At 72.1% G+C, this 20,200-nt stretch carries 17 protein-coding genes; 13 read left to right on the forward strand and 4 right to left on the reverse strand.

The annotated features are described in order from the left end of the window. Positions 1–133 precede the first annotated feature (133 nt). The 3 genes from hutI to hutH form a co-directional block, all read right to left on the reverse strand. A complete protein-coding gene (gene hutI, locus J2Y69_RS01840) occupies positions 134–1,348 on the reverse strand; it encodes an imidazolonepropionase (protein WP_310016916.1) in 1,215 nt (404 codons plus the stop codon). Positions 1,349–1,558: 210 nt separating this feature from the next. Then, positions 1,559–3,223 (reverse strand): urocanate hydratase, encoded by a 1,665-nt coding sequence (gene hutU, locus J2Y69_RS01845; protein WP_310016918.1) that lies wholly within the window; start codon positions 3,221–3,223, stop codon positions 1,559–1,561. Then, positions 3,216–4,757 (reverse strand): histidine ammonia-lyase, encoded by a 1,542-nt coding sequence (hutH, locus tag J2Y69_RS01850; protein WP_310016920.1) that lies wholly within the window; start codon positions 4,755–4,757, stop codon positions 3,216–3,218. Before hutH ends, hutU begins: the two co-directional genes overlap by 8 nt. Before the next feature lie 184 nt (positions 4,758–4,941). Between hutH and J2Y69_RS01855 the strand changes: the two genes are divergently transcribed. The 13 genes from J2Y69_RS01855 to J2Y69_RS01915 all read left to right on the forward strand — a co-directional run bounded on the left by J2Y69_RS01855 (position 4,942) and on the right by J2Y69_RS01915 (position 19,063). Next, on the forward strand, positions 4,942–5,676 hold the full coding sequence (locus J2Y69_RS01855) for an SDR family oxidoreductase (protein WP_310016922.1): 735 nt from the start codon (positions 4,942–4,944) through the stop codon (positions 5,674–5,676). Between the two features lie 149 nt (positions 5,677–5,825). Beyond that, the gene (locus J2Y69_RS01860; protein WP_310016924.1) at positions 5,826–7,166 is read left to right on the forward strand and encodes a purine-cytosine permease family protein; all 1,341 of its coding nucleotides are present in this window, start codon (positions 5,826–5,828) and stop codon (positions 7,164–7,166) included. 32 nt (positions 7,167–7,198) lie between these two features. After that, positions 7,199–8,746, forward strand: a complete 1,548-nt coding sequence (locus J2Y69_RS01865; RefSeq protein ID WP_310016925.1) for a hydantoinase/oxoprolinase family protein — start codon at positions 7,199–7,201, stop codon at positions 8,744–8,746. Position 8,747: 1 nt separating this feature from the next. Beyond that, on the forward strand, positions 8,748–9,839 hold the full coding sequence (locus J2Y69_RS01870) for a DUF917 domain-containing protein (RefSeq protein ID WP_310016927.1): 1,092 nt from the start codon (positions 8,748–8,750) through the stop codon (positions 9,837–9,839). Then, positions 9,836–10,960, forward strand: coding sequence for a DUF917 domain-containing protein (locus J2Y69_RS01875; RefSeq protein ID WP_310016929.1), 1,125 nt, complete (start codon positions 9,836–9,838; stop codon positions 10,958–10,960). Before J2Y69_RS01870 ends, J2Y69_RS01875 begins: the two co-directional genes overlap by 4 nt. Before the next feature lie 9 nt (positions 10,961–10,969). Then, a complete protein-coding gene (locus tag J2Y69_RS01880) occupies positions 10,970–12,004 on the forward strand; it encodes an S-methyl thiohydantoin desulfurase domain-containing protein (RefSeq protein ID WP_310016930.1) in 1,035 nt (344 codons plus the stop codon). Next, a complete protein-coding gene (locus J2Y69_RS01885; protein ID WP_310016932.1) occupies positions 12,001–13,539 on the forward strand; it encodes a PucR family transcriptional regulator in 1,539 nt (512 codons plus the stop codon). Before J2Y69_RS01880 ends, J2Y69_RS01885 begins: the two co-directional genes overlap by 4 nt. Positions 13,540–13,623: 84 nt before the next feature. Next, on the forward strand, positions 13,624–14,499 hold the full coding sequence (locus tag J2Y69_RS01890) for an IclR family transcriptional regulator (RefSeq protein ID WP_310016933.1): 876 nt from the start codon (positions 13,624–13,626) through the stop codon (positions 14,497–14,499). After that, the gene (locus J2Y69_RS01895) at positions 14,496–15,698 is read left to right on the forward strand and encodes an OmpA family protein (protein WP_310016935.1); all 1,203 of its coding nucleotides are present in this window, start codon (positions 14,496–14,498) and stop codon (positions 15,696–15,698) included. Before J2Y69_RS01890 ends, J2Y69_RS01895 begins: the two co-directional genes overlap by 4 nt. Positions 15,699–15,728: 30 nt before the next feature. After that, a complete protein-coding gene (locus J2Y69_RS01900; RefSeq protein ID WP_310016937.1) occupies positions 15,729–16,283 on the forward strand; it encodes a DUF3060 domain-containing protein in 555 nt (184 codons plus the stop codon). Position 16,284: 1 nt separating this feature from the next. Next, positions 16,285–17,004: a response regulator transcription factor gene (locus J2Y69_RS01905; RefSeq protein ID WP_310016939.1), complete on the forward strand. Its 720-nt coding sequence runs from the start codon at positions 16,285–16,287 to the stop codon at positions 17,002–17,004. After that, positions 17,001–18,041 (forward strand): sensor histidine kinase, encoded by a 1,041-nt coding sequence (locus J2Y69_RS01910; protein ID WP_310016940.1) that lies wholly within the window; start codon positions 17,001–17,003, stop codon positions 18,039–18,041. The genes J2Y69_RS01905 and J2Y69_RS01910 overlap by 4 nt, the downstream gene beginning before the upstream one ends. Before the next feature lie 101 nt (positions 18,042–18,142). After that, positions 18,143–19,063: an AEC family transporter gene (locus J2Y69_RS01915; protein ID WP_310016942.1), complete on the forward strand. Its 921-nt coding sequence runs from the start codon at positions 18,143–18,145 to the stop codon at positions 19,061–19,063. A gap of 208 nt (positions 19,064–19,271) precedes the next feature. Here J2Y69_RS01915 and J2Y69_RS01920 read toward each other — a convergent pair whose 3' ends face one another. Then, positions 19,272–20,171, reverse strand: a complete 900-nt coding sequence (locus J2Y69_RS01920) for a hypothetical protein (protein ID WP_310016944.1) — start codon at positions 20,169–20,171, stop codon at positions 19,272–19,274. Between the last annotated feature and the right edge of the window lie 29 nt (positions 20,172–20,200).

A 20,200-nucleotide genomic window follows, 5' to 3' on the forward strand; every position in this document is an offset into this window, starting at 1 on the left:
GGAGGACGGGATCAACGCTGCCGAATGCTGTTCACGCTGGGGATATCTCCGCAGCGCGAACAGGGTTCCGCAGCGCGGACCAGGATTCAACAGCGTCCGGCCAGGATTCCGCAGCGTGAAGGCGTTCCGCGGGTCAGGCGACGACCGTGCCGTCCTTCCACACGCGGGAGACCAGCGGAACCCCGGGGCGGTAGGCCAGATGCACCCTGGTCGGCGCGGCGAGGAGCACGAGGTCGGCCCGCATGCCCGGCGCGATCCGTCCGATGTCGTCCCGGCGGAGCGCCGCCGCTCCCCCGGCCGTGGCCGCCCAGACCGCCTCGGCCACCGTCATCCGCATGTCCCGCACGGCGACCGCGATGCAGAACGGCATGGACGAGGTGAAGCTCGATCCGGGGTTGGTGTCGCAGGCGATCGCGACGGTGACGCCGGCGTCGATGAGACGACGGGCATCCGGATACGGCTGCCGGGTGGAGAACTCCACGCCCGGCAGGAGGGTCAGCACGGTCTCGGAGGCGGCGAGCGCCGCGATGTCCTCCTCGGTCAGGAACGTGCCGTGATCGACGGAGGCGGCGCCCAGCCCGACGGCCATGCGCACCCCGTCGCCCGGACCGAGCTGGCCGGCGTGGAGGCGCGGCACGAGGCCCCGCGCGATCCCCGCCTCCAGGACACGGCGGGACTGATCGACCGTGAACGCCCCGGTCTCGCAGAACGCATCGATCCACCGCGCGTGCGGGGCGCAGGCGTCGAGCATCGACCCTGTGACGAGATCGACATAGTCGTCCGGACGATCCGCGTACTCCGCAGGCACCACATGCGCGCCGAGGAACGTGACCTCGGGGGTGACCTCCGCCGCGAGCCGGACCAGGCGCTCCTCGGTCTCGACGTCCAGTCCGTAGCCGCTCTTGATCTCCACCGTTGTCGTGCCCTGAGCGTGCAGCTCGGCGATGAAGGCGTGCAGACGGACGCGCAGCTCCTCGTCCGAGGCCGCACGCGTCGCCGCGACGGTTGACCGTATGCCTCCCGCGGCATACTTCTGCCCCGCCATCCGGGCCTCGAACTCCGCCGCACGGTCGCCGCCGAAGACGAGATGGCTGTGGCTGTCGACGAAGCCCGGGATCACCGCGGCGCCCCCGGCATCGATCCGTTCGACGGGACCGTCGACCTGCGCCGATGCCGGCTCCGACTCCGACAACGACGCCGATGCCGCCTCCGCCTCGTCGGCCGTCCCGACCCAGACGATCCGCTCGCCGTCGATGAGGACGGCGGCGTCTCTCATGGTGCCGCACGGGTCACCACCGGCTTCGACGTTCGTCGTCAGCTCACCGATGTTCGTGATCAGCGTCCGCATGATCCGATCCTCCCTGGTCTCCCGCTCTGCCCTGCCCGACCCGGACCTCTTGACATGTCCCGATTTCCGCGACCCGTGTCCCACTTCTCGCGGACCGTGTCCCGGATTCTGTTCCCTCCGAGGCCGATCTGCAACCAGAAGTGAGACACGGACCCCGGCTGCCCGACCCCGGCCCCGACCACGAGCCCACCTCCGAGCCCCGAGCCCGCGTCAGAGGCCCATCGGCACCGTGAGGCCGCGCTCGCGGGCGATGTCGCGCGCGTGCTCGTAGCCGGCGTCGACGTGGCGCATGACGCCCGTCCCCGGGTCGTTGGTGAGGACCCGCTCCAGCTTCTGCGCGGCAAGCTCCGACCCGTCGGCGACCGTCACCTGGCCGGCGTGAAGGGAACGGCCGATCCCGACGCCGCCACCGTGGTGCAACGACACCCAGGAGGCGCCCGACGCCGTGTTCAGCAGCGCGTTCAGCAGCGGCCAGTCGGCGATCGCGTCGGAGCCGTCCTTCATCGCCTCGGTCTCGCGATAGGGCGAGGCGACGGATCCGGAGTCGAGGTGATCCCGGCCGATCACGATCGGGGCCGACAGCTCCCCCGAGGCGACCATCTCGTTGAACCGCAGACCCGCGAGGTGGCGCTCCTTGTAGCCGAGCCAGCAGATGCGCGCCGGAAGACCCTCGAAGTGCACGGTCGACGCCGCCTTCTCCAGCCAGCGGTGCAGCGCCGTGTCCTCCGGGAACAGCTCGGCGATCGCCCGGTCGGTCTTGTAGATGTCCTCGGGGTCGCCGGAGAGCGCGACCCAGCGGAAGGGCCCGCGTCCCTCCTCGAACTGCGGGCGGATGTAGGCGGGGACGAACCCGGGGAAGGCGAAGGCGCGATCGAAGCCGCCGAGCTCCGCCTCGGCCCGGATCGAGTTGCCGTAGTCGAACACCGCGGCCCCGTCGTCCTGGAACGCGACCATCGCGGCGACGTGCGCGGCCATGGATTCGCGGGAGCGTCGGGTGAAGTCCGCGGGATCCCGCTCGGCCTCGGCCTTCCACTCCTCGAAGGCGACACCAGCGGGCAGGTAGGCGAGCGGGTCGTGGGCGCTGGTCTGGTCGGTGACGACATCGACGGCGATCCCGCGCCGGCGGACCTCGGGGAACACCTCCGCGGCGTTGCCGACGACGCCGACGGACAGCGCCTCCCCCGCCTCCTTCGCCGCGACCACGCGGGCGATCGCCGTGTCGAGATCGGTGGTGTACTCGTCGAGGTAGCCGTGGGCGACGCGGCGGGCGAGCCGGGACTCGTCGACGTCGACGATGAGCACGGCGCCCTCGTTGAGGGTGACCGCGAGCGGCTGCGCCCCGCCCATGCCGCCTGCGCCTCCCGTGAGGGTGAGGGTCCCGCGCAGGGAGTCCCTGCCGAGGGAGCGCGCGACCGCCGCGAACGTCTCGTACGTGCCCTGGAGGATCCCCTGGGTGCCGATGTAGATCCAGGACCCCGCCGTCATCTGGCCGTACATCGTGAGCCCGAGATCCTCGAGTCGGCGGAACTCCGGCCAGGTGGCCCAGTCCCCGACGAGGTTGGAGTTGGCGATGAGCACCCGCGGCGCCCACTCGTGCGTGCGGAAGACGCCGACCGGCTTCCCGGACTGCACCAGGAGCGTCTCATCCGGCTCGAGCTCGTCGAGGGTGCGCACGATCGCGTCGAACGCCGCCCAGCTCCGCGCGGCCCGCCCGGTGCCGCCGTAGACCACGAGGTCCTCCGGGTGCTCGGCGACCTCGGGGTCGAGGTTGTTCATGAGCATCCGCTTGGCGGCCTCGGCCCCCCAGCTCTTGGCGGTGCGCTCGTTGCCGCGGGCGGCGCGGACGGGTCGGGAACCGGCGCTGAAATCAGACATCGGCGTGCTCCTTCGCGGTGCGGGCGACCTCACCGGAGCGGACGAGCTCGGTGACGGCCTCCATGTCGGGTGAGAGGTAGTGGTCCGGTCCTGGGCCCGCGGCGACCGTGCGGACGAGATCCCGGACGGCGCCCGTGGCAGGGCCCGCCTCCAGCGGCGCGCGCAGATCGAGCGCGCGGGCGCCGGTGAGGATCTCGATCGCCAGGACCCTGGTGAGCCCGTCGAGGGATCGGCGGAGCTTCCGGGCCGCGGCCCATCCCATCGAGACGTGGTCCTCCTGCATCGCGGAGGAAGGGATGGAGTCGACCGAGGCCGGCACGGCGAGCCGCTTCAGCTCGGAGACGATGCCCGCGGCGGCGTACTGGGCGATCATCAGCCCCGAGTCCACACCGACCTCGTGCGCGAGGAACGGGGGAAGGCCGTGGCTGCGCGCCGGGTCGAGCGCGCGGTCGGTCCGGCGCTCCGACACCGATGCGACGTCGGCGGTGGAGATCGCGAGGAAGTCCAGCACCGCGGCGATCGGCGCGCCGTGGAAGTTGCCGTTGGACTCGATCCGCCCGTCGGAGGTGATGACGGGGTTGTCCACGACGCTGGACAGCTCGCGCTCCGCGATGGACTCCGCGTGGGCCATGGTGTCGCGCGCGGCGCCGTGCACCTGCGGCGAGCAGCGCAGGGAGTAGGCGTCCTGCACCCGCCCGTCCTCCGGGCCCTTGTGGCTGGCGACCATCGGCGAGGATCCGAGGAAGGCCCGCAGGTTCGCGGCCGAGACCGCCTGGCCGACCTGCGGACGCAGCGCCATGAGGTCGGCGGCGAAGACCGCGTCGGTGCCGAGCTGCGACTCGATCGACATCGCCGCGGCGATGTCGGCGGTCGTGATCAGCGTCTCCAGATCGTGGAGCGCGAGGACGAGCATGCCGAGCATGCCGTCCGTGCCGTTGATGAGGGCCAGGCCCTCCTTCTCCACGAGGACCAGCGGCTCGATGCCCGCGGCGGCGAGCGCGGCCCCTGCCGGGATGAGGTCTCCACCGGCGACGCGCACATCGCCCTCGCCCATCGCGGCGAGCGCGATGTGGGCGAGCGGGGCGAGGTCGCCGGAGCAGCCGAGCGACCCGTACTCGCGGACGACGGGGGTGATCCCGGCGTTGAGCATCGCGGCGTAGGCCTCCACGACCGCGGGACGGACGCCGGTGTGCCCCGAGGCCAGGGTCTGGAGCCGGAGGAGCTGGAGGGCGCGGACGACCTCCTCCTCGACCTCGGCCCCGGTGCCTGCGGCGTGCGAGCGGATGAGGCTCGCCTGCAGCTGGCGGCGGCGCTCCGGGGCGATGAACGTGGTCGCGAGGGCGCCGAACCCGGTCGAGACGCCGTAGTGCGGGTTCGGATCGGCCGCCATCCCGTCGATCACGCCGCGCGCCGCAGCGACCCGGTCCAGGGCCGCCGGGTCGATGACGATCGCGGCCCGGTGCCGGGCGACCGCGACGACCTCCTGCGGGGTGAGGGGCGCGGAACCGACGGTGACCTGTGGGGTGAGGGGCATGCCTCCGATTCCACACCGTCGAGCGTCGCCCCACACCGGCCCCTCCGGTCGTTGTGTCTGCTATCCCAGACATTCACCTCGGACACACCATCTGCCGCAGGATGTGCGCCCCGCACAGCACACCCGTCGTGCGGGGCACTGTGCACACCGCGGATCGTCCGCGAAGGCGGCTACGGTGGGGCCCATGCGCGCTTCCTCTCCCCTCGCCCTGCAGGACAGGACCGTCGTCCTCATCGGAGGGAGCACCGGGATCGGCTACGAGACGGCGGCGCTCGCCATCGCCCAGGGCGCCCGCGTCGTGCTGGGCGGGCGGACGCCTGCCCGCCTGGAGTCCGCGGTCTCCCGACTGGGCGGGAACGCCGCCGCGCGCGTGGTCGACACCTCGGAGGAGGAAAGCATCGCTGCCTTCTTCGCCGGCGTCGGCACGGTGGACGCCGTCTTCACCACCGCGGCGGACTACGCCACCGGCCCCTTCGCGACGCAGACCGTGTCCGAGGCGCGCAGCCCCTTCGAGTCGAAGTTCTGGGGACAGTACCGGGTCGTCCACGCGGCGCTCCCCCATCTCTCGCCCGACGCGTCGGTCGTGCTCATGTCGGGCGCCGCGAGCGTGCGTCCGCCCGGCCCCGCTGCCGCCTACGTCGCCGCCAACGCCGCGATCGAGGGTCTCGCCCGTGGGCTCGCCGTCGAGCTCGCCCCCATCCGCGTCAACGCCGTGGCTCCCGGCACGATCGACGGTCATCTGTGGCGATCGCGCCCCGCCGAGGTGCGCGACGCCGCCTTCTCCGCCTATAGCGCGGACGCCCTCCTCGCCCGCCCCGGCACGGAACGGGAGATCGCCGCCGCCGTGATGCACCTGTTCACCAGCACCTACACGACCGGATCGACGCTCTATGTCGATGGCGGCTACGCCCTGCGCTGATCCCGCTTCCCACAGCGGCTCCTCGGAGTCAGTGACAGTGCACAGTGCTGCTCACCCAGCGCGATCAGTGCAGATCGCACATGGATCGAGGAAACCGGCGACGCTAGCGTGAGCGGAACCCGACCCGTCCCCCTCCCGAAGGACGCCCCATGTCCCGCATCGTGCAGCACGACGACTTCGCCCTCTCCCGTGTGACCCCGCAAGCGCGCAAGCCCTGGTTCGGCATCGCCGTGCAGCGTTTCGGCCAGGTGTCCGCACTCTCCCAGTTCCTCCTCGGAGCGACCCTGGGCTACAGCATGACCTTCGGCGAGGCCGTCCTCGCCTTCCTCTTCGGCTCCATCATCCTCGAGGTGATCATGTGCCTCGTCGGCTTCATCGGCCAGCGCGAGGGACTCAACACGGCGCTCCTGGCCCGCTGGACCGGCTTCGGCGAGATCGGCGCGTCCCTCGTCGGCCTCGCGATCGGCATCAGCCTCATCGGCTGGTTCGGCATCCAGTCCGCGATCTCCGCCCAGTCGCTGGACGCGCTCATGCCCGGCGCGCTCCCGGTCTGGGTCTGGAGCCTGCTCTTCGGACTCGCCGTCACCGGCATCGTGGCCTTCGGCTTCCTCGGGATGCAGTGGCTCGCGAACATCACGGTCCCGCTCTTCCTGATCCTGGTCGGATGGTCGGTGATCTCCGAGCTCTCCCGCCACGACATCGGCGAACTGCTCACCGGCCCCGCCCCGGGTCCCGCGATGAGCGTCTGGACCGGCACCGGCATCGTCGCCGGCGGCCTCATCGTCGGCGCGATCATCACCGGCGACATGACCCGGTTCAACCGCTCTCGCGCGGACGTCGTGAAGCAGACGGTCGTCGGGGTGACCCTCGGCGAGTTCGTGATCGGCCTGGCCGGCGTCCTCCTCGCCCACGCGGCGGGATCCGGCGACATCGTCGCGATCGTCACCTCCTCCGTGGGTCTGGTCGGACTCATCATCGTCATCACCGGGACGCTGAAGATCAACGACTGGAACCTGTACTCCTCGACGCTGGGCCTCGTGAACTTCATCTCCACCGCGTTCGGCCGCCACCTCAACCGGGTCACCACCACGATCGTGCTCGGCATCGTCGGATCGATCCTGGCCGCCGCCGGGATCCTCGGCCAGTTCACGCAGTTCCTCACGGTGCTGAGCGTCGCCTTCCCGCCGATCGCGGGGATCATGGTCGCGGAGTACTTCATCGTGCGCCGCTGGCGGGGCGAGCTCGACGCCAGCAGGGAGAAGGGGCTGCTGCCCGCGACAGCGCCGCGCATCGTCCCGGCGACGATCGTGGTGTGGCTGATCTCCTCCCTCGTCGGCTACTTCGTCACCTGGGGCATCCCGTCACTGCTGAGCCTGTTCCTCTCGATGGTGCTTTACGTGATCGCCGGGAAGCTCGGTCTCGTCCGCGGCGTCGGCAGCGCCGCCACCCGGCAGCCCGAGACCGGCGACGCGGAGCCCACGCAGCGCTGACCGCCCCGAGACCTCACCAGAAAGCGAGAACCATGCACATCGGCATCGACGTCGGCGGCACGAACACCGACGCCGTCCTCATGGACGGAACCCGCACCCTCACCGGGGTCAAGCACTCCACGACCCCGGACGTCACGAGCGGGATCGTGCAGGCGATCGAGGAGCTGCGCGCGCGCCACCCCTTCGACGGCGGCGACATCGACGCGGTGATGATCGGCACCACGCACTTCATCAACGCCCTGGTCCAGGCGCAGCGGCTGGCCCCCACCGCCGCGCTGCGCCTCGGTCTGCCCGCCACCCGTGCCCTCCCGCCGCTCGTGGACTGGCCGGAGGTGCTGGTCGAGGCGACGCGGGCCCGCAGCTACCTCGCCCACGGCGGCTACGAGTTCGACGGGCGCCCGATCTCGCCGATCGACCAGGACGAGCTGCGGACGGCGGCGGAGGACATGAAGGAGCACGGCATCCGCTCCGTCGCGATCTCGTCCGTGTTCAGCCCCGTCAACCACGACCTGGAGGTCAGGGCCGCCGAGATCATCGGTGAGGTCCTCGGTCCCGATGTCGCGATCTCGCTGTCGCACGAGATCGGCCGGATCGGTCTGCTCGAACGGGAGAACGCGACGATCATCAACGCCGCGCTCCGCGAGCTCGCCTCGGAGATCGTCGATGGCCTCACCTCCGCCGTCCGCGCGCACGGGATCGAGGCGCCGATCTTCCTCAGCCAGAACGACGGGACGCTGATGGACGAGGAGTACGTGCGCCGCTACCCCGTCGCGACCTTCGCCTCCGGACCGACCAACTCGATGCGGGGCGCCGCGGCCACCAGTGGCCTGGACGACTGCGCCGTGATCGATGTCGGCGGGACCACCGCCGACATCGGCCTGCTCATCAACGGCTTCCCCCGCGAGACGGCCAACGAGGTCAAGGTCGCCGGCGTCCGCACCAACTTCCGGATGCCCGACGTGCTCTCGCTCGGCATCGGCGGCGGCAGCATCGTCGATCCCGAGACCGCCGAGGTGGGGCCGGCCTCCGTCGGCTTCCGGCTCACCACCGAGGCCCTCGTCTTCGGCGGATCGACCCTCACCGCCACCGACATCGCGGTCGCGGCCGGACGCGCCGAGGTGGGCGACCCCGCCAAGGTCGCCCACCTCGACCCCGGGTTCGTCGAGCGCGTCCTCGCGCGCATCGCGGAGCGCGTCTCCGAGGCGATCGACCGGATGCGCACCTCCCCCGAGCCGATCGCGGTCGTCGCCGTCGGCGGAGGCTCCATCCTGCTCCCCGACGAGCTGCCGCTGTTCGGCAGGGTGCACCGCCCGGAGAACTATGCGGTCGCCAACGCGATCGGCGCCTCGATCGCCCAGGTCGGCGGCGAGATCGACAAGGTCTACGCGATCGCGCCGGGTGCGCGTGACGAGACGATCGCGGCCGTGCGCGCCGAGGCGATCGACAAGGCGATCGCCGCGGGGGCGAAGCCCTCCACGGTCTCGATCATCGACTTCGACGAGGTGCCGATCCCCTACCTCCCGGGGAATGCGACGCGCATCAGGGCGAAGGCCGTCGGCGACCTGGACATGGAGGCGTGAGATGAGCTGGCAGATCTCAGCCGACCAGATCGAGGACCTCGCGCGCGGCGCCGCCGTCTTCGGCACCGGAGGGGGCGGCGACCCCTACATCGGCGGGCTGCTCGCCCGCCGCGCCCTCGCGGCGGGGCCCGTGACGGTCGTCGGCCTCTCGGAGGTGCCGGACGACGCCCTCGTGCTGTTCGTGGCGATGATGGGCGCGCCGACGGTGATGATCGAGAAGCTCCCCAGCATCGACGAGGTGGTGGAGCCCGTGCACGCGCTCGCCACCTACCTCGGCCGCCCGGTCACGCACATCGCCTGCGCCGAGGTCGGCGGGGTCAACTCCACCATCCCCGTGGTGGCGGCCGCAGCCCTCGGACTCCCCCTGGTCGACGCCGACGGCATGGGCCGGGCGTTCCCGGAGCTGCAGATGGTGCTGCCGACCCTGTCGGGCGTCACGGCCTCCCCGCTCGCGCTCAGCGACGAGAAGGGCAACGTCGCCGTGCTCAACACGATCGACAACGGATGGACCGAGCGCATCGCCAGGGTCGCCACGGTCGAGATGGGCTGCTCCACCATGATCGCCGGGTTCTCGATGTCCGGCGTCGAGGCGCGGGCGACCCTCGTGGACGGGTCCCTGTCCCGCTGCGCGGAGGTCGGCCGAGGGATCGCGGTGGCACGGCAGGAGAAGACCGATCCCGTGTCCGCGACCGTCGCCCTCCTGGACGGTCGCGAGCTGTTCGGCGGGAAGGTCGTCGACGTGCAGCGCGCGACGACGACGGGCTTCGCCCGGGGCAGCGCCCTGATCGAGGGCGACGGAGCGACGACGCTCACCCTGCGGTTCCAGAACGAGCACCTGGTCGCCGAGGTCGACGGCCGCACCCTCGTCACCACGCCCGACCTGATCATGGTCGTCGACGCCGAGACCGGCGAGCCGATCACGACCGAGGGCCTGCGCTACGGCCAGCGCGTCCGGGTGCTCGCCGCCCCGGCCGACGAGCGCTGGCACTCCTCGGCGGCGCTCGCGATGGTCGGCCCCGGCTACTTCGGCTACGACCTCCCCGCCCACCGGTTCGACGGGACCGTCTCGGACGGAAGGGCGGCCGTCGCATGAGCTGGCTCCTGACCGCGGCGGACCTCCCGGACCTCGCCCGCGGCGCGACCCTCCTCGGCACCGGCGGCGGCGGCGATCCGTACATCGGCACCATGCTGGTCGAGGGCGTGCTGGGCGATCGCGCGATCACCGTCCTCGATCCGGACGAGCTGCCCGACGACCTGTTCGTGATCCCGACCGCCCAGATGGGCGCGCCGACGGTGATGATCGAGAAGATCCCCGCCGGGACCGAGCCCACGCTCTCCCTGCGCATCCTGGAGGAGCATCTCGGCCGGACCGCGGACGCGACCATGCCCATCGAGTGCGGCGGGATCAACTCCATGATCCCGCTCGTGGTGGCCGCCGAGACCGGGCTCCCCGTCGTCGATGCAGACGGCATGGGCCGGGCGTTCCCCGAGCTCTCGATGGAGACCTTCGCCGTCTACGGCGTGCACGGCTCCCCGCTCGCGCTCGCCGGCGAACGAGGCGAGCGCGTGATCATCGACACGGGTGACGACGATCGCCAGATGGAATGGCTCGCCCGGGCGGTGACCATCCGTCTCGGCGGCGTCGGGCACATCGCCGAGTACGCGATGACGGGCGCGGACGTGCGGCGCACGGCGGTGCCGCGCACGCTCTCGATGGCGCTCGCGCTCGGCCGGGCGATCCGGATCGCCCGGGAGGAGAATCGACCGCCGTTCGCGGCGATCGCGGACACCCTGTCCCGCACGCTCTACCCGCATCTGCGCGAGCTGTGCGTCGGGAAGGTGATCGACGTCGAGCGACGGACGACCGAGGGGTTCGCGAAGGGCAGGGCCGTGATCGCCCCGCTGGAGGGCGAGGACGTGTTCGAGATCGCCTTCCAGAACGAGAACCTCGTCGCGCGGAGGAACGGGGCAGTGGTGGCGATCGTCCCGGACCTCATCTGCGTCGTCGACCACGAGACCGCCGAGCCGATCACGACCGAGGGCCTGCGCTACGGACAGCGCGTCCGCGTGCTCGGCATCTCCACGCCGGAGATGATGCGGACCCCGGCCGCCCTCGCCGCCTTCGGACCCGGCGCGTTCGGCCTGGACGAGCCGTTCGCGCCCGTCGAGGGCGAGGGCGGATCCGAGCCTCCTGCAGCGGTGCCCCGCGCATAGGCTGGGACGATGGCGTGGCGACTGCGACCCGAGGACAGGACGGCGCTCGCCCGCGGCTACGCGCTGCTGGGCGCGGGCGGCGGCGGCACGACCACCATGCTGGAGCTGATGGTCGACCGTGCGCGACCGGACACGATCGACATCGCCGACGTCGAGGACCTCGACCCCGCGACCCCCTGCCTCGGTGCGGCGTTCGTGGGGTCGACGATCCTCCTCGGTGAGCGGCTGCCGGGGAACGACCCGTTCGGGCGCCTGATCGCCGCCGCGGAGCGCTGGCTCGGCACGCGCATCCCCGCCGTCTGCTCGCTCGAGGGCGGCGGGCTGAACGGGCTCTCACCGCTCCTGCTCTCCGGCTCCCGTGCCGTCGTGGACGCCGACTGCACCGGGCGCGCGGTGCCGGAGCTCGATCAGATGTCGCTCTTCGTCGACCGGGTGCCCGGCCTCGTCTTCACCTGCGACACCGGAGCCGGAGGGGTCGCGCTCGTCGAGACCGACCGGGCGGTCGACGCCGAGCGCATCGTCCGGTCCGCGATCATCCAGGCGGGAGGCGCGGGCGGCGCGGTCCTGGCCGGCTTCACGGTGGGCGACCTGCGCGAGCACGCCATGCCGGGGCACCAGCGGCGGGCGCTGGAGCTCGGCCGATCCTTCCTCGACGCGGAGGCGTCCCCGCTGCCCGTGCTTGCCGCCGCCCTCCACGGCCGGCTCCTCACGCAGGGACGCATCGCCGCGATCGTCCCGGCCGGCGGCGACCCGCACGTGAAGGTCGCCGAGATCACCGGACCCTCGGGGAGCGTCGACCGGGTGGTGACCCGGTCCGAGTCGCTCGCGGTGCTGAGCGACGGCGCGCTGCTGTCCGCCTCGCCCTCGGTCATCCTCATCCTGGACGCGGTCTCCCGGGAGATCCTGCAGGTGACCGACCTCGCGCCGGGCCGGCAGGTGGCGGTGCTCGACCTCCCGGCTCCGGAATGGTGGCAGGAGCGTCCGGAGCGCCTCCGCCGGGTCGTCCCCTCCGCCTACGGGCTGGACGAGCTGGACGCCGCATGAGCGCCGCGCTCTCCCTCTCCAATCTCCTGGCCCACCCCGACGCGGGTGGCCTCCGGCACGTCGCGGGGCCCCGGGACGCGGAGTGGCTCACGGTCCGCGTGGAGACCGCGGAGAACGACCTGCCCGCGGCCGAGGGCGGTGACGGCCTCGCGATCCTCATGGCGTCCTCGCCGCCGAGCCCCTGGCAGCAGGACGCGATGCTGCGCCGCGTGCATGAGCGCGGCTATCGGGGACTGGCGATGCCTGGGGCGTCGGACCTCGACCCCGGCTCGCTCCGGCTGGCCGGGCGGCTGGGCCTGTGCCTCATCGACGTCGCCCGCCCCATCGCGCTGGCCAAGGTCTGCTGGATGATCGTCGAGGCGCAGGACGCGCTGATCCTCGGGCACGTGCGCAAGGTGGCGCAGTCCTTCGAGTATCCGGCCCACGATCTCCCGGATCTGCTGCGACAGGTGTCCGCCAACCTCGGGTACGCGATCGCCCTCGTGGACGGGACGGGAGTACTGCATCAGGCCGGAGGGGAGCTTGAGGACGACCTCTTCGCGATGATCGAGGGGCGCCCCTGGGTGGACCTTGCCCGGGTCGGGACGCGGGCGGCGGCCTCCGTGCGCGTGGACAGCCCGAGCCGGGCGGGCCTCCGGCTGGTCGTGTTCGGCGACGGGCTCGGCGAGACGCAGCTCGCGGCGCTCTCGGTCGCCGCGGAGGTCGCGATGCCCGCGGTCGCCGCCCGGATCCTCATCGACGAGGTCGACGAGGTCAACGACGTCTCCGCCTCCTCCGCGCTGCTGCGGGACTTCGCCGATGCCAGGGGACTCCCGGACGCGGAGGTCGAACGCCGCATGTCCGAGCGCGGCTGGCGCACGGCCGGCCATCATCTCGGCTTCCGGATGATGGGCCGCGGCCGACTCGATCCGCTCCAGCTCCTGCGCGGCGTCCGCGCCGGCATCGGCGCCATCGGGGCCGATGCGCAGGTGACGACGGCGGGGCGCGGGGTCAGCGGCTGGCTGACCTTCCCCTCACCGCCCGAGCCCGCCCTCGTCGAACGGCATGTCCGGGCGCTCCGGGCGCTGCACCTGGAGACTGGGCGCACGTTCGCGATCGCGACCGGCGTCGGGTCCCTCCAGCACGGTCCGCGAGGGCTGTCGACGACCCTCGACGAGGCGGCGGACGCCGCCCGCATCGCCGCCTCCCGGTCCGCGACCGGATGGTTCGTCCGCGTGGACAGCCTGGGACTGGAGCAGCTGCTCCTGGCCTGGACAGACAACGACACCTTCGTCCCGGCCGCTTCCTCGCTGCTCGCTCCGCTGCGGGAGGGGACCGGAGACCTGCTGCGCACGCTGTCCGCCTACCTCGATCACGAGTCGAGCCTGGTGGCCACCGCCGACGCGCTGGGTCTGCACCGCAACACCGTCGCCCTCCGGATCCGCCGGGTGCAGGAGCTGCTGGGCGTGGACCTCGCCGATCCGGAGACCCGGCTCGCGGTGCATCTGGCCTGCCGGGCCGTGCTCAGCCGCCGCACGCCCGCGCCACCCCTCTGATCCGGGGTCGTGCTGAACCCGGGTCGCACTGATTCCGGGTCGCACTGAACCCGGGTCGCGCGTCCTCCGTGGCATCCTGGAGCCGTGACACCCCGCGCACCGGACGACGACGACTCCGGCCCCGGTCGTCCCCAGGTGCCGGCGGCAGATCAGACGCTGCGGATCCTCCGGCACCTCGCCCGGCGCCCCGGGCCCATCGCCGCCTCGGCGCTCGCCAGGGATCTGTCCATCCCCCGCTCCACCGTCTACCATCTGCTGGCGACCCTGGAGGAGCACGGTTTCGTCGTCCACCTCCCGGATGAGCGCCGCTGGGGTCTTGGCACCTCGGCGTTCGAGCTCGCCGGCGGCTATGCGCGGCAGGAGCCGCTCGCCCGCCTCGGGCGACCGCTCGCCGCGGGCCTCGCCGACCGTCTCGGCGAGAGCACGCATCTGGCGGTGATGACAGGGCGGGACGTGCTCTACATCGTCGAGGAGCGCGCCGTGCGGCGACCGGCCCTCGTCACCGACGTCGGTGTGCGTCTCCCCGCACATCTCACCGCGACCGGCCGGGCGATGCTCGCCGCCCTCCCCCGCCCCCAGGTCCGGGCGCTGTACCCCGACGCGTCGGCGTTCACCGATCGCACCGGACGGGGCCCGTCCCGACCGGCCGAGCTCCGCGAGCTGCTCCGCGAGGTCCGCCGCACCGGGATCGCGACGGAGGACGGCGAGGTCACCGAGGGCTTCCGCTCGGTCGCCGCCGCCGTCCGGGACCATTCCGGCTGGCCGGCCGCGGCCGTCGCGGTCACCTGGGCGGGGGAACGCTCCGACGTCGACGTGGCCGAGATCGCGACGGCGGTCGCCGAGGCGGCGGCGGGGCTCGAGCGCCGCCTCGGCCTGGCGCCTGCGGTCGCCATCGTGTCGCGAAACTGCGACACGATCGCGACAGCTCCGCGACACGCCGTCGATAGCATCGAGCCATGAGCACAGCCCGCGAATCACTCCGCCGCCGCTCCGCCCTCGGAATCGCCCTCGGCACCGCTGCGGCCCTCACCCTGAGCGCCTGCGCCTCGACCGCGCCGCCGGCGACGACGCCCGCCGCCGACCCGTCGCCCAGCCCGTCCACGACTCACGCGGCGTCGGTGCCCTCGGTCCCCGGCCACGACGTCGGCCAGTTCCCGCCCGTCCCGCTGTTCCTCCTCCCTGATCTCTCCCTGCTCGACGCCTCCGCCTCCGCGTTCACGATCGAGACCTCGAAGGACTTCACGGACATCCCCGGTGTCACCGTGGCACCGGCGCACTGCGATGCCGGCGGACAGGTCGTCTCCGGATCGGGCTCCGCGTACCTCTACGGCGACGGATCCGGGAACTACACGGGCCCCGACGGCACGATCCAGAACTTCGGCGACGGTTCCGGGAACAGCACGGTCGACGGCACCAGCATCCAGAACTTCGGAGACGGATCCGGGAACTACGACGACGGCACCGTGCAGATCCAGAACTTCGGAGACGGGTCGGGCAACTACCAGGACGCGACCACGCAGATCCAGATCTTCGGGGACGGATCGGGGAACTACACAGGCCCCGACGGCACGATCCAGAACTTCGGCGACGGATCGGGCACCTACGCGCGCGGCAGCACCAGCATCCAGAACTTCGGAGACGGGTCGGGGAACTACGACGACGGCACCGTGCGGATCCAGAACTTCGGAGACGGCACCGCCAGCGTGAACGGCGAGACGGTGAAGGCCGAGCCGATCGCCCCGGTGCCGAAGCTCGGCTCCTTCCCTCCGCTCGCCGCCATCGCCCCGGTCGCGTCCTGCGGCACGACGATCACCTTCCAGGACGGCGTCCTCTTCGACTTCGACAAGAGCGACATCCGCTCAGATGCCGTCCCGACCGTCACGTCCGTCGCGGCGGTCCTCGCCCGTCTCGGCGTCGCCGACGCCGTCGTCTCCGGGCACACCGACGCGATCGGGACCGATGACGAGAACCAGGCGCTCTCGGAGGACCGCGCGAACGCCTTCGTCGCGGCGTTGCGCGAGCACGGCGCCACCGCCTCGCTGGACGCTGTCGGCTACGGCGAGGCCCGCCCCGTCGCCCCGAACGAGGTGAACGGGGCGGACAACCCCGCCGGCCGGCAGCTGAACCGCCGGGTCGAGATCTTCATCCCGGCGCTCTGACGCCGCCCTCCGGACAGACAGGAGACCACCGTGCACCGCACCATCCGGCCCATCCGGCCCGTCGCCGTCATCCTCGCCGCAGGGCTCGCGCTGGGCCTCACGGCATGCTCCGTGAACGTCGTCGACGAGACGGCTCCGGCCGGCACACCTTCGGGCGCGTCGTCCGCCCCCTCCTCGACCCCGCCCGCCGCCCCCTCGGGGGCCGCCTCCGACGAGGGGTCCACCACCCAGAGCGACACGCCGAAGGACGCCCCGAAGGATTCGGCCGATGAGGCCGGTCCCTCTCGCGAGGAGCTCGCGGCGGCGGCGACCACGGTGCGCTGTGACGGGGAGCTCGTGCTCGACGGCGACGGGGAGGCGATCCGGGTCGACGGACCCTGCGATCACCTCCTGGTCACCATGAACGCCGGCGTCGTGATCGCCGACGACATCCGCGCGCTCGACGTCCGCGGGGCGGGGCTGGTGATCCTGACCGGCACGATCGCCGTCCTCGACGTCACCGGGAGCGGCAACACCGTCCGCTGGACGGGGGCCACGCCGAAGGTGACCGACGGCGGGGCCGGCAACCTGCTCACGGCGGGGTGACGTGAGCGGATCCGAGCGCCCCCGCATCCTCCTCATCGACGATGAGGAGGCCATCACGACCGCGCTCGGGCCCTTCCTCGAACGCAGCGGCTTCGCCGTCGAGATCGCGGTCGACGGCCTCCGCGGCCTCGCCTCGGTCGAGCGCCGCGCGCCGGACCTCGTGGTGTGCGACGTGCTCATGCCGCACCTGGACGGTCGGGGGTTCGTCCGACGTGTGCGCGGGCGCAGCCTGTGGCTGCCAATCATCCTGCTCACCCAGATCGGGGAGTCCTCCGAGCGCAGCGCCGCCCTCGACGAGGGGGCGGACGACTACCTGAACAAGCCCTTCGACCCGCACGAGCTCGTCGCGCGGATCCGCGCGGTGCTGCGCCGGGCCGCGCGCGGGGACGATCTCCTCGCCGCATCCGGTCGTCTCCGTGCGGACGGACTGGTGCTCGATCGCACCTCGCGCCGCGCCTGGCTCGAAGACGTCGAGCTCACCCTCACACCCAAGGCGATGACCCTCCTGGAGTACCTCATGCTCCATCCGGAAGAGCTGCACACGCGCGAGCGGCTGCTCGGCGCGCTGTGGGGATTCGACTTCGCGTCGTCGAGCCGCGCGGTCGATCACCGGATCGCGGAGCTCCGCCGCGTGCTGCACGATGACGCCGCATCGCCCCGTTTCCTCGAGACCGCGCAGGGCCTCGGCTACCGTTTCGTGGCGCCCGTGAGGCCGATGTGACGAGGACCGAGACCCCGGGCGCGGGCGGTGCCCGGACCTCCGCGGGGCCCCGGCGCCCGCCCGTATGGGTCTGGCTGCTCACCGCGATCCCCCTGGTCCTCGGCGGGGCGGTCGCGGGCGCGCTGCTCGCAGCCGATGACCGTCGACGTCTCGAGATCGCCCTGCCCCTCCCGGCCGCGGTCCTCCTCGCCGGTCTCGTCCTCACCGCTCTCGCCCTCCTGGTGGTCCTGTCGATCGCCCTCGTCGGTCGCCGCGCGCGTCGATCGCTCGAGGAGCGGCAGCGGGCAGTGGCGGAGGGCGCCGCCCGGGAACGCGAGAGCCATCGCCGCTTCCTCGCGCGGCTCGACCATGAGCTGAAGAACCCGATCACCGCGATCCGCGCGACGGCGGCGGCACAGGGCTCGGAGACGACACAGGGCTCGGAGACGGATCAGGGCTCTGAGACGACACAGGGCGCAGAGGAGGGCCGTCAGCCCACGGCCTCCGCCTGGTCGGCGATCGATGCCCAGGCGGCCCGGCTGAGCGGACTCGTGCGCGATCTGCGAAAGCTCGCGGATCTGGAGACGCGCGAGCTGGAGTACGAGACCGTCGATCTGGAGCCCTTCCTCGTGGACGCGATCGAGGCGCTCGGACAACGGGATCGTGCCGCGGGCGCTCGCACGACCCTCGCCGTCACCCGCGTCCCCTGGCCCGTTCCCCCTCTCGTCGTGGACCTCGACCTGCTGTCCCTCGCGATCGACAACGTGCTCGGGAACGCCGCCAAGTACTCCTCGGGCGGACCGATCGAGGTACGCCTGCGCGAGGAGAGCGGATGGGCCGTGATCGAGGTCGCCGATCAGGGGCGGGGAATCCCCGCCCCCGACCTCCTCCAGGTCTTCGACGAGCTCGCTCGCGCGCACAACGCCAGGGACGTGCCCGGATCGGGCATCGGGCTCACCCTCGTGGCGACCGTCCTGCGCCGGCACGGCGGCGACGTCTCCGTGCGCTCCGCGGAAGGCTCGGGATCGGTCTTCACCCTCCGGCTGCCTCTGCGCTGATCGGACGGGATCAGGCCGGGATCAGGCTGGGTCGGGGCCGGATCGGATCTGGACCGGGCGGTCCGGGCTCCGAAGGCTCCGGGCATCGATACGCTCGGAGCATGCTCGACACGCTCACCGGATTCGCCGTGGTGGGCGTGGCGATCGCGGTCGGCTACATCATCGGCCGGATCGATCTGCTGGGACCGCACGCGCGGCACGTGCTCGGGCGGCTGATCTTCTTCGTCCTGTCCCCCTTCCTGCTCTTCGTCGTCCTCGCGCACGCCGATGCGCGAATGCTCTTCTCCTCGCTCCTGCCCGTCTCCGCCATCGCCGCCGTCACGGTCATCGCGGCCTACGCCCTCATCGCACGGCTCGTCTGGCGCCGCCCGGTCGGCGAGACGGTGATCGGGGCGCTCTCGGCGGGACAGGTCAACTCCAACAACATCGGCATCCCGCTGTCGCTGTACCTCCTCGGCAGCGCCGCGTATCCGGCACCGGTCATCCTCATGCAGCTGCTGGTGTTCACCCCGATCTCGCTCGCGCTCCTGGACGCGATCACCAGCGACCGGGTCTCCCTCCGACGCACGCTCACCCGCACGGCGACGAACCCGATCCTCATCGGCTCGGTGCTGGGGACGCTCGTCTCCGTGACCGGCATCACGGTGCCGGCGATCGTGATGGACCCGGCGCAGCTGATCGCGGACGCCGCCGTGCCCGTCCTCCTCATCAGCTATGGGATCTCGCTCCACGGGCAGCGCGTGCTCGGCTCCCGCGGCCGCCGCAGGGACGTGCTCCTGGCCACCGGCCTGAAGCTCGTCGCGATGCCGCTGATCGCCTGGGCGGTCGCCGACCTCGTCTTCGGCCTCTCGCCCGCAGAGGTCCTCATCGTCGTGGTGCTCGCCGCCCTGCCCACCGCCCAGAACGTCTTCAACTACTCGCAGCGCTACGACGTCGGCGAGTCCATCTCCCGCGACACCGTCTTCCTCACCACGCTCGGCTGCCTGCCCGTGCTGGTCCTGATCATGGTGCTCCTCGGCTGACCCCGGTCCTGTCCCGCCCGGCCCTGTTCCTTCCCGGCCCCGTCCCTTCCCGGCCCTGTCCCTTCCCGACCCCGTCCCGCCCGCCCGGGTTCACCTGGCGGGAGAACGCCCGCCCGGCGGGGGATCCGTCGGCGAGTCTCCCGCCGGACGGGATTCCTCCGGCCATACGTACCACCAGTCCACCAGACCTCCGCCGGACGCGCACGCGTCACCGCCCGTCGAAGCCCCACTTCACCCCGAAGAACCCGGGGCCGAAGCCGTGCCGCACCGCATGGGCGGTCGTGCCGCGGAGCGGGCGGCGGGGAAGGTCGCGCTCACTGTCCCCGTCCTCCTCGAACTCCGCCACCCAGTCCGGGAGCGCCTCGGGGTCGAACTGCACCCAGACCACCATCTCGCGCGCCTTGCGCGTCGCTCCGTGGGCGACCGCGTACTGGGGCGGATAGCCGTCGGGGAGGGCGAGCTCGAACTCGATCAGAGCCGTGTCCGGCACGCCGATCGGCGCATCCAGCTCGACGCGGGAGCCGACCATCGTGCCACTGGGATGGATGTAGTCGAACGCGATCCGTCCGCCCGCGATGGCGGCGAAGGCCGGCTGATCCGCAGCCCCCTCCTCGACGGGGCTCACGAGACCGACCGACCGCACCAGCTTCGTCGTCGCCTGGACCAGCATCCTGCAACGGAACCCGCGCAGGGCTCCGTCCGGCCCGACCTGCGCCAGGGTGCTCGACGACACCTCGCGCAGATACGTCGTCGGATCCGCGTCCAGGGCGGCATAGGTCTCGGCGAGCGTCGTCTCGTACTCGTCGGAGAACGCCGGCCCCGGCCCGGAGGCCTGCCCCGGCCGTTTGGTCATGCCGACGAGATCCGTCAGCCCGCCGGCGGGGATCCCCAGGATCCGTTCGAGCTCGGTGATCGCCACCCGGGAGTGCGCCCCCTCGGGGCGGCGGGCGCCCGAACGCCAGTAGCTGAGAGTGGAGACCGAGACGGGACTCCCGAGATCTCTCAGCAGACGGTGCAGATGGGAGAGTGAGAGACCGCTCGCCTCGACGGCGTCCCGCAGCGACGCGGCGAACGACCGATCCTCCGGGTGGGTCTCGGAAACGTCCATAGGACATTCTGCGCGAAACCCGGCCCGGA

Origin of the sequence: Microbacterium resistens (assembly GCF_031456305.1) — a bacterium.
Classification (GTDB): Bacteria; Actinomycetota; Actinomycetes; order Actinomycetales; family Microbacteriaceae; genus Microbacterium; species Microbacterium resistens_A.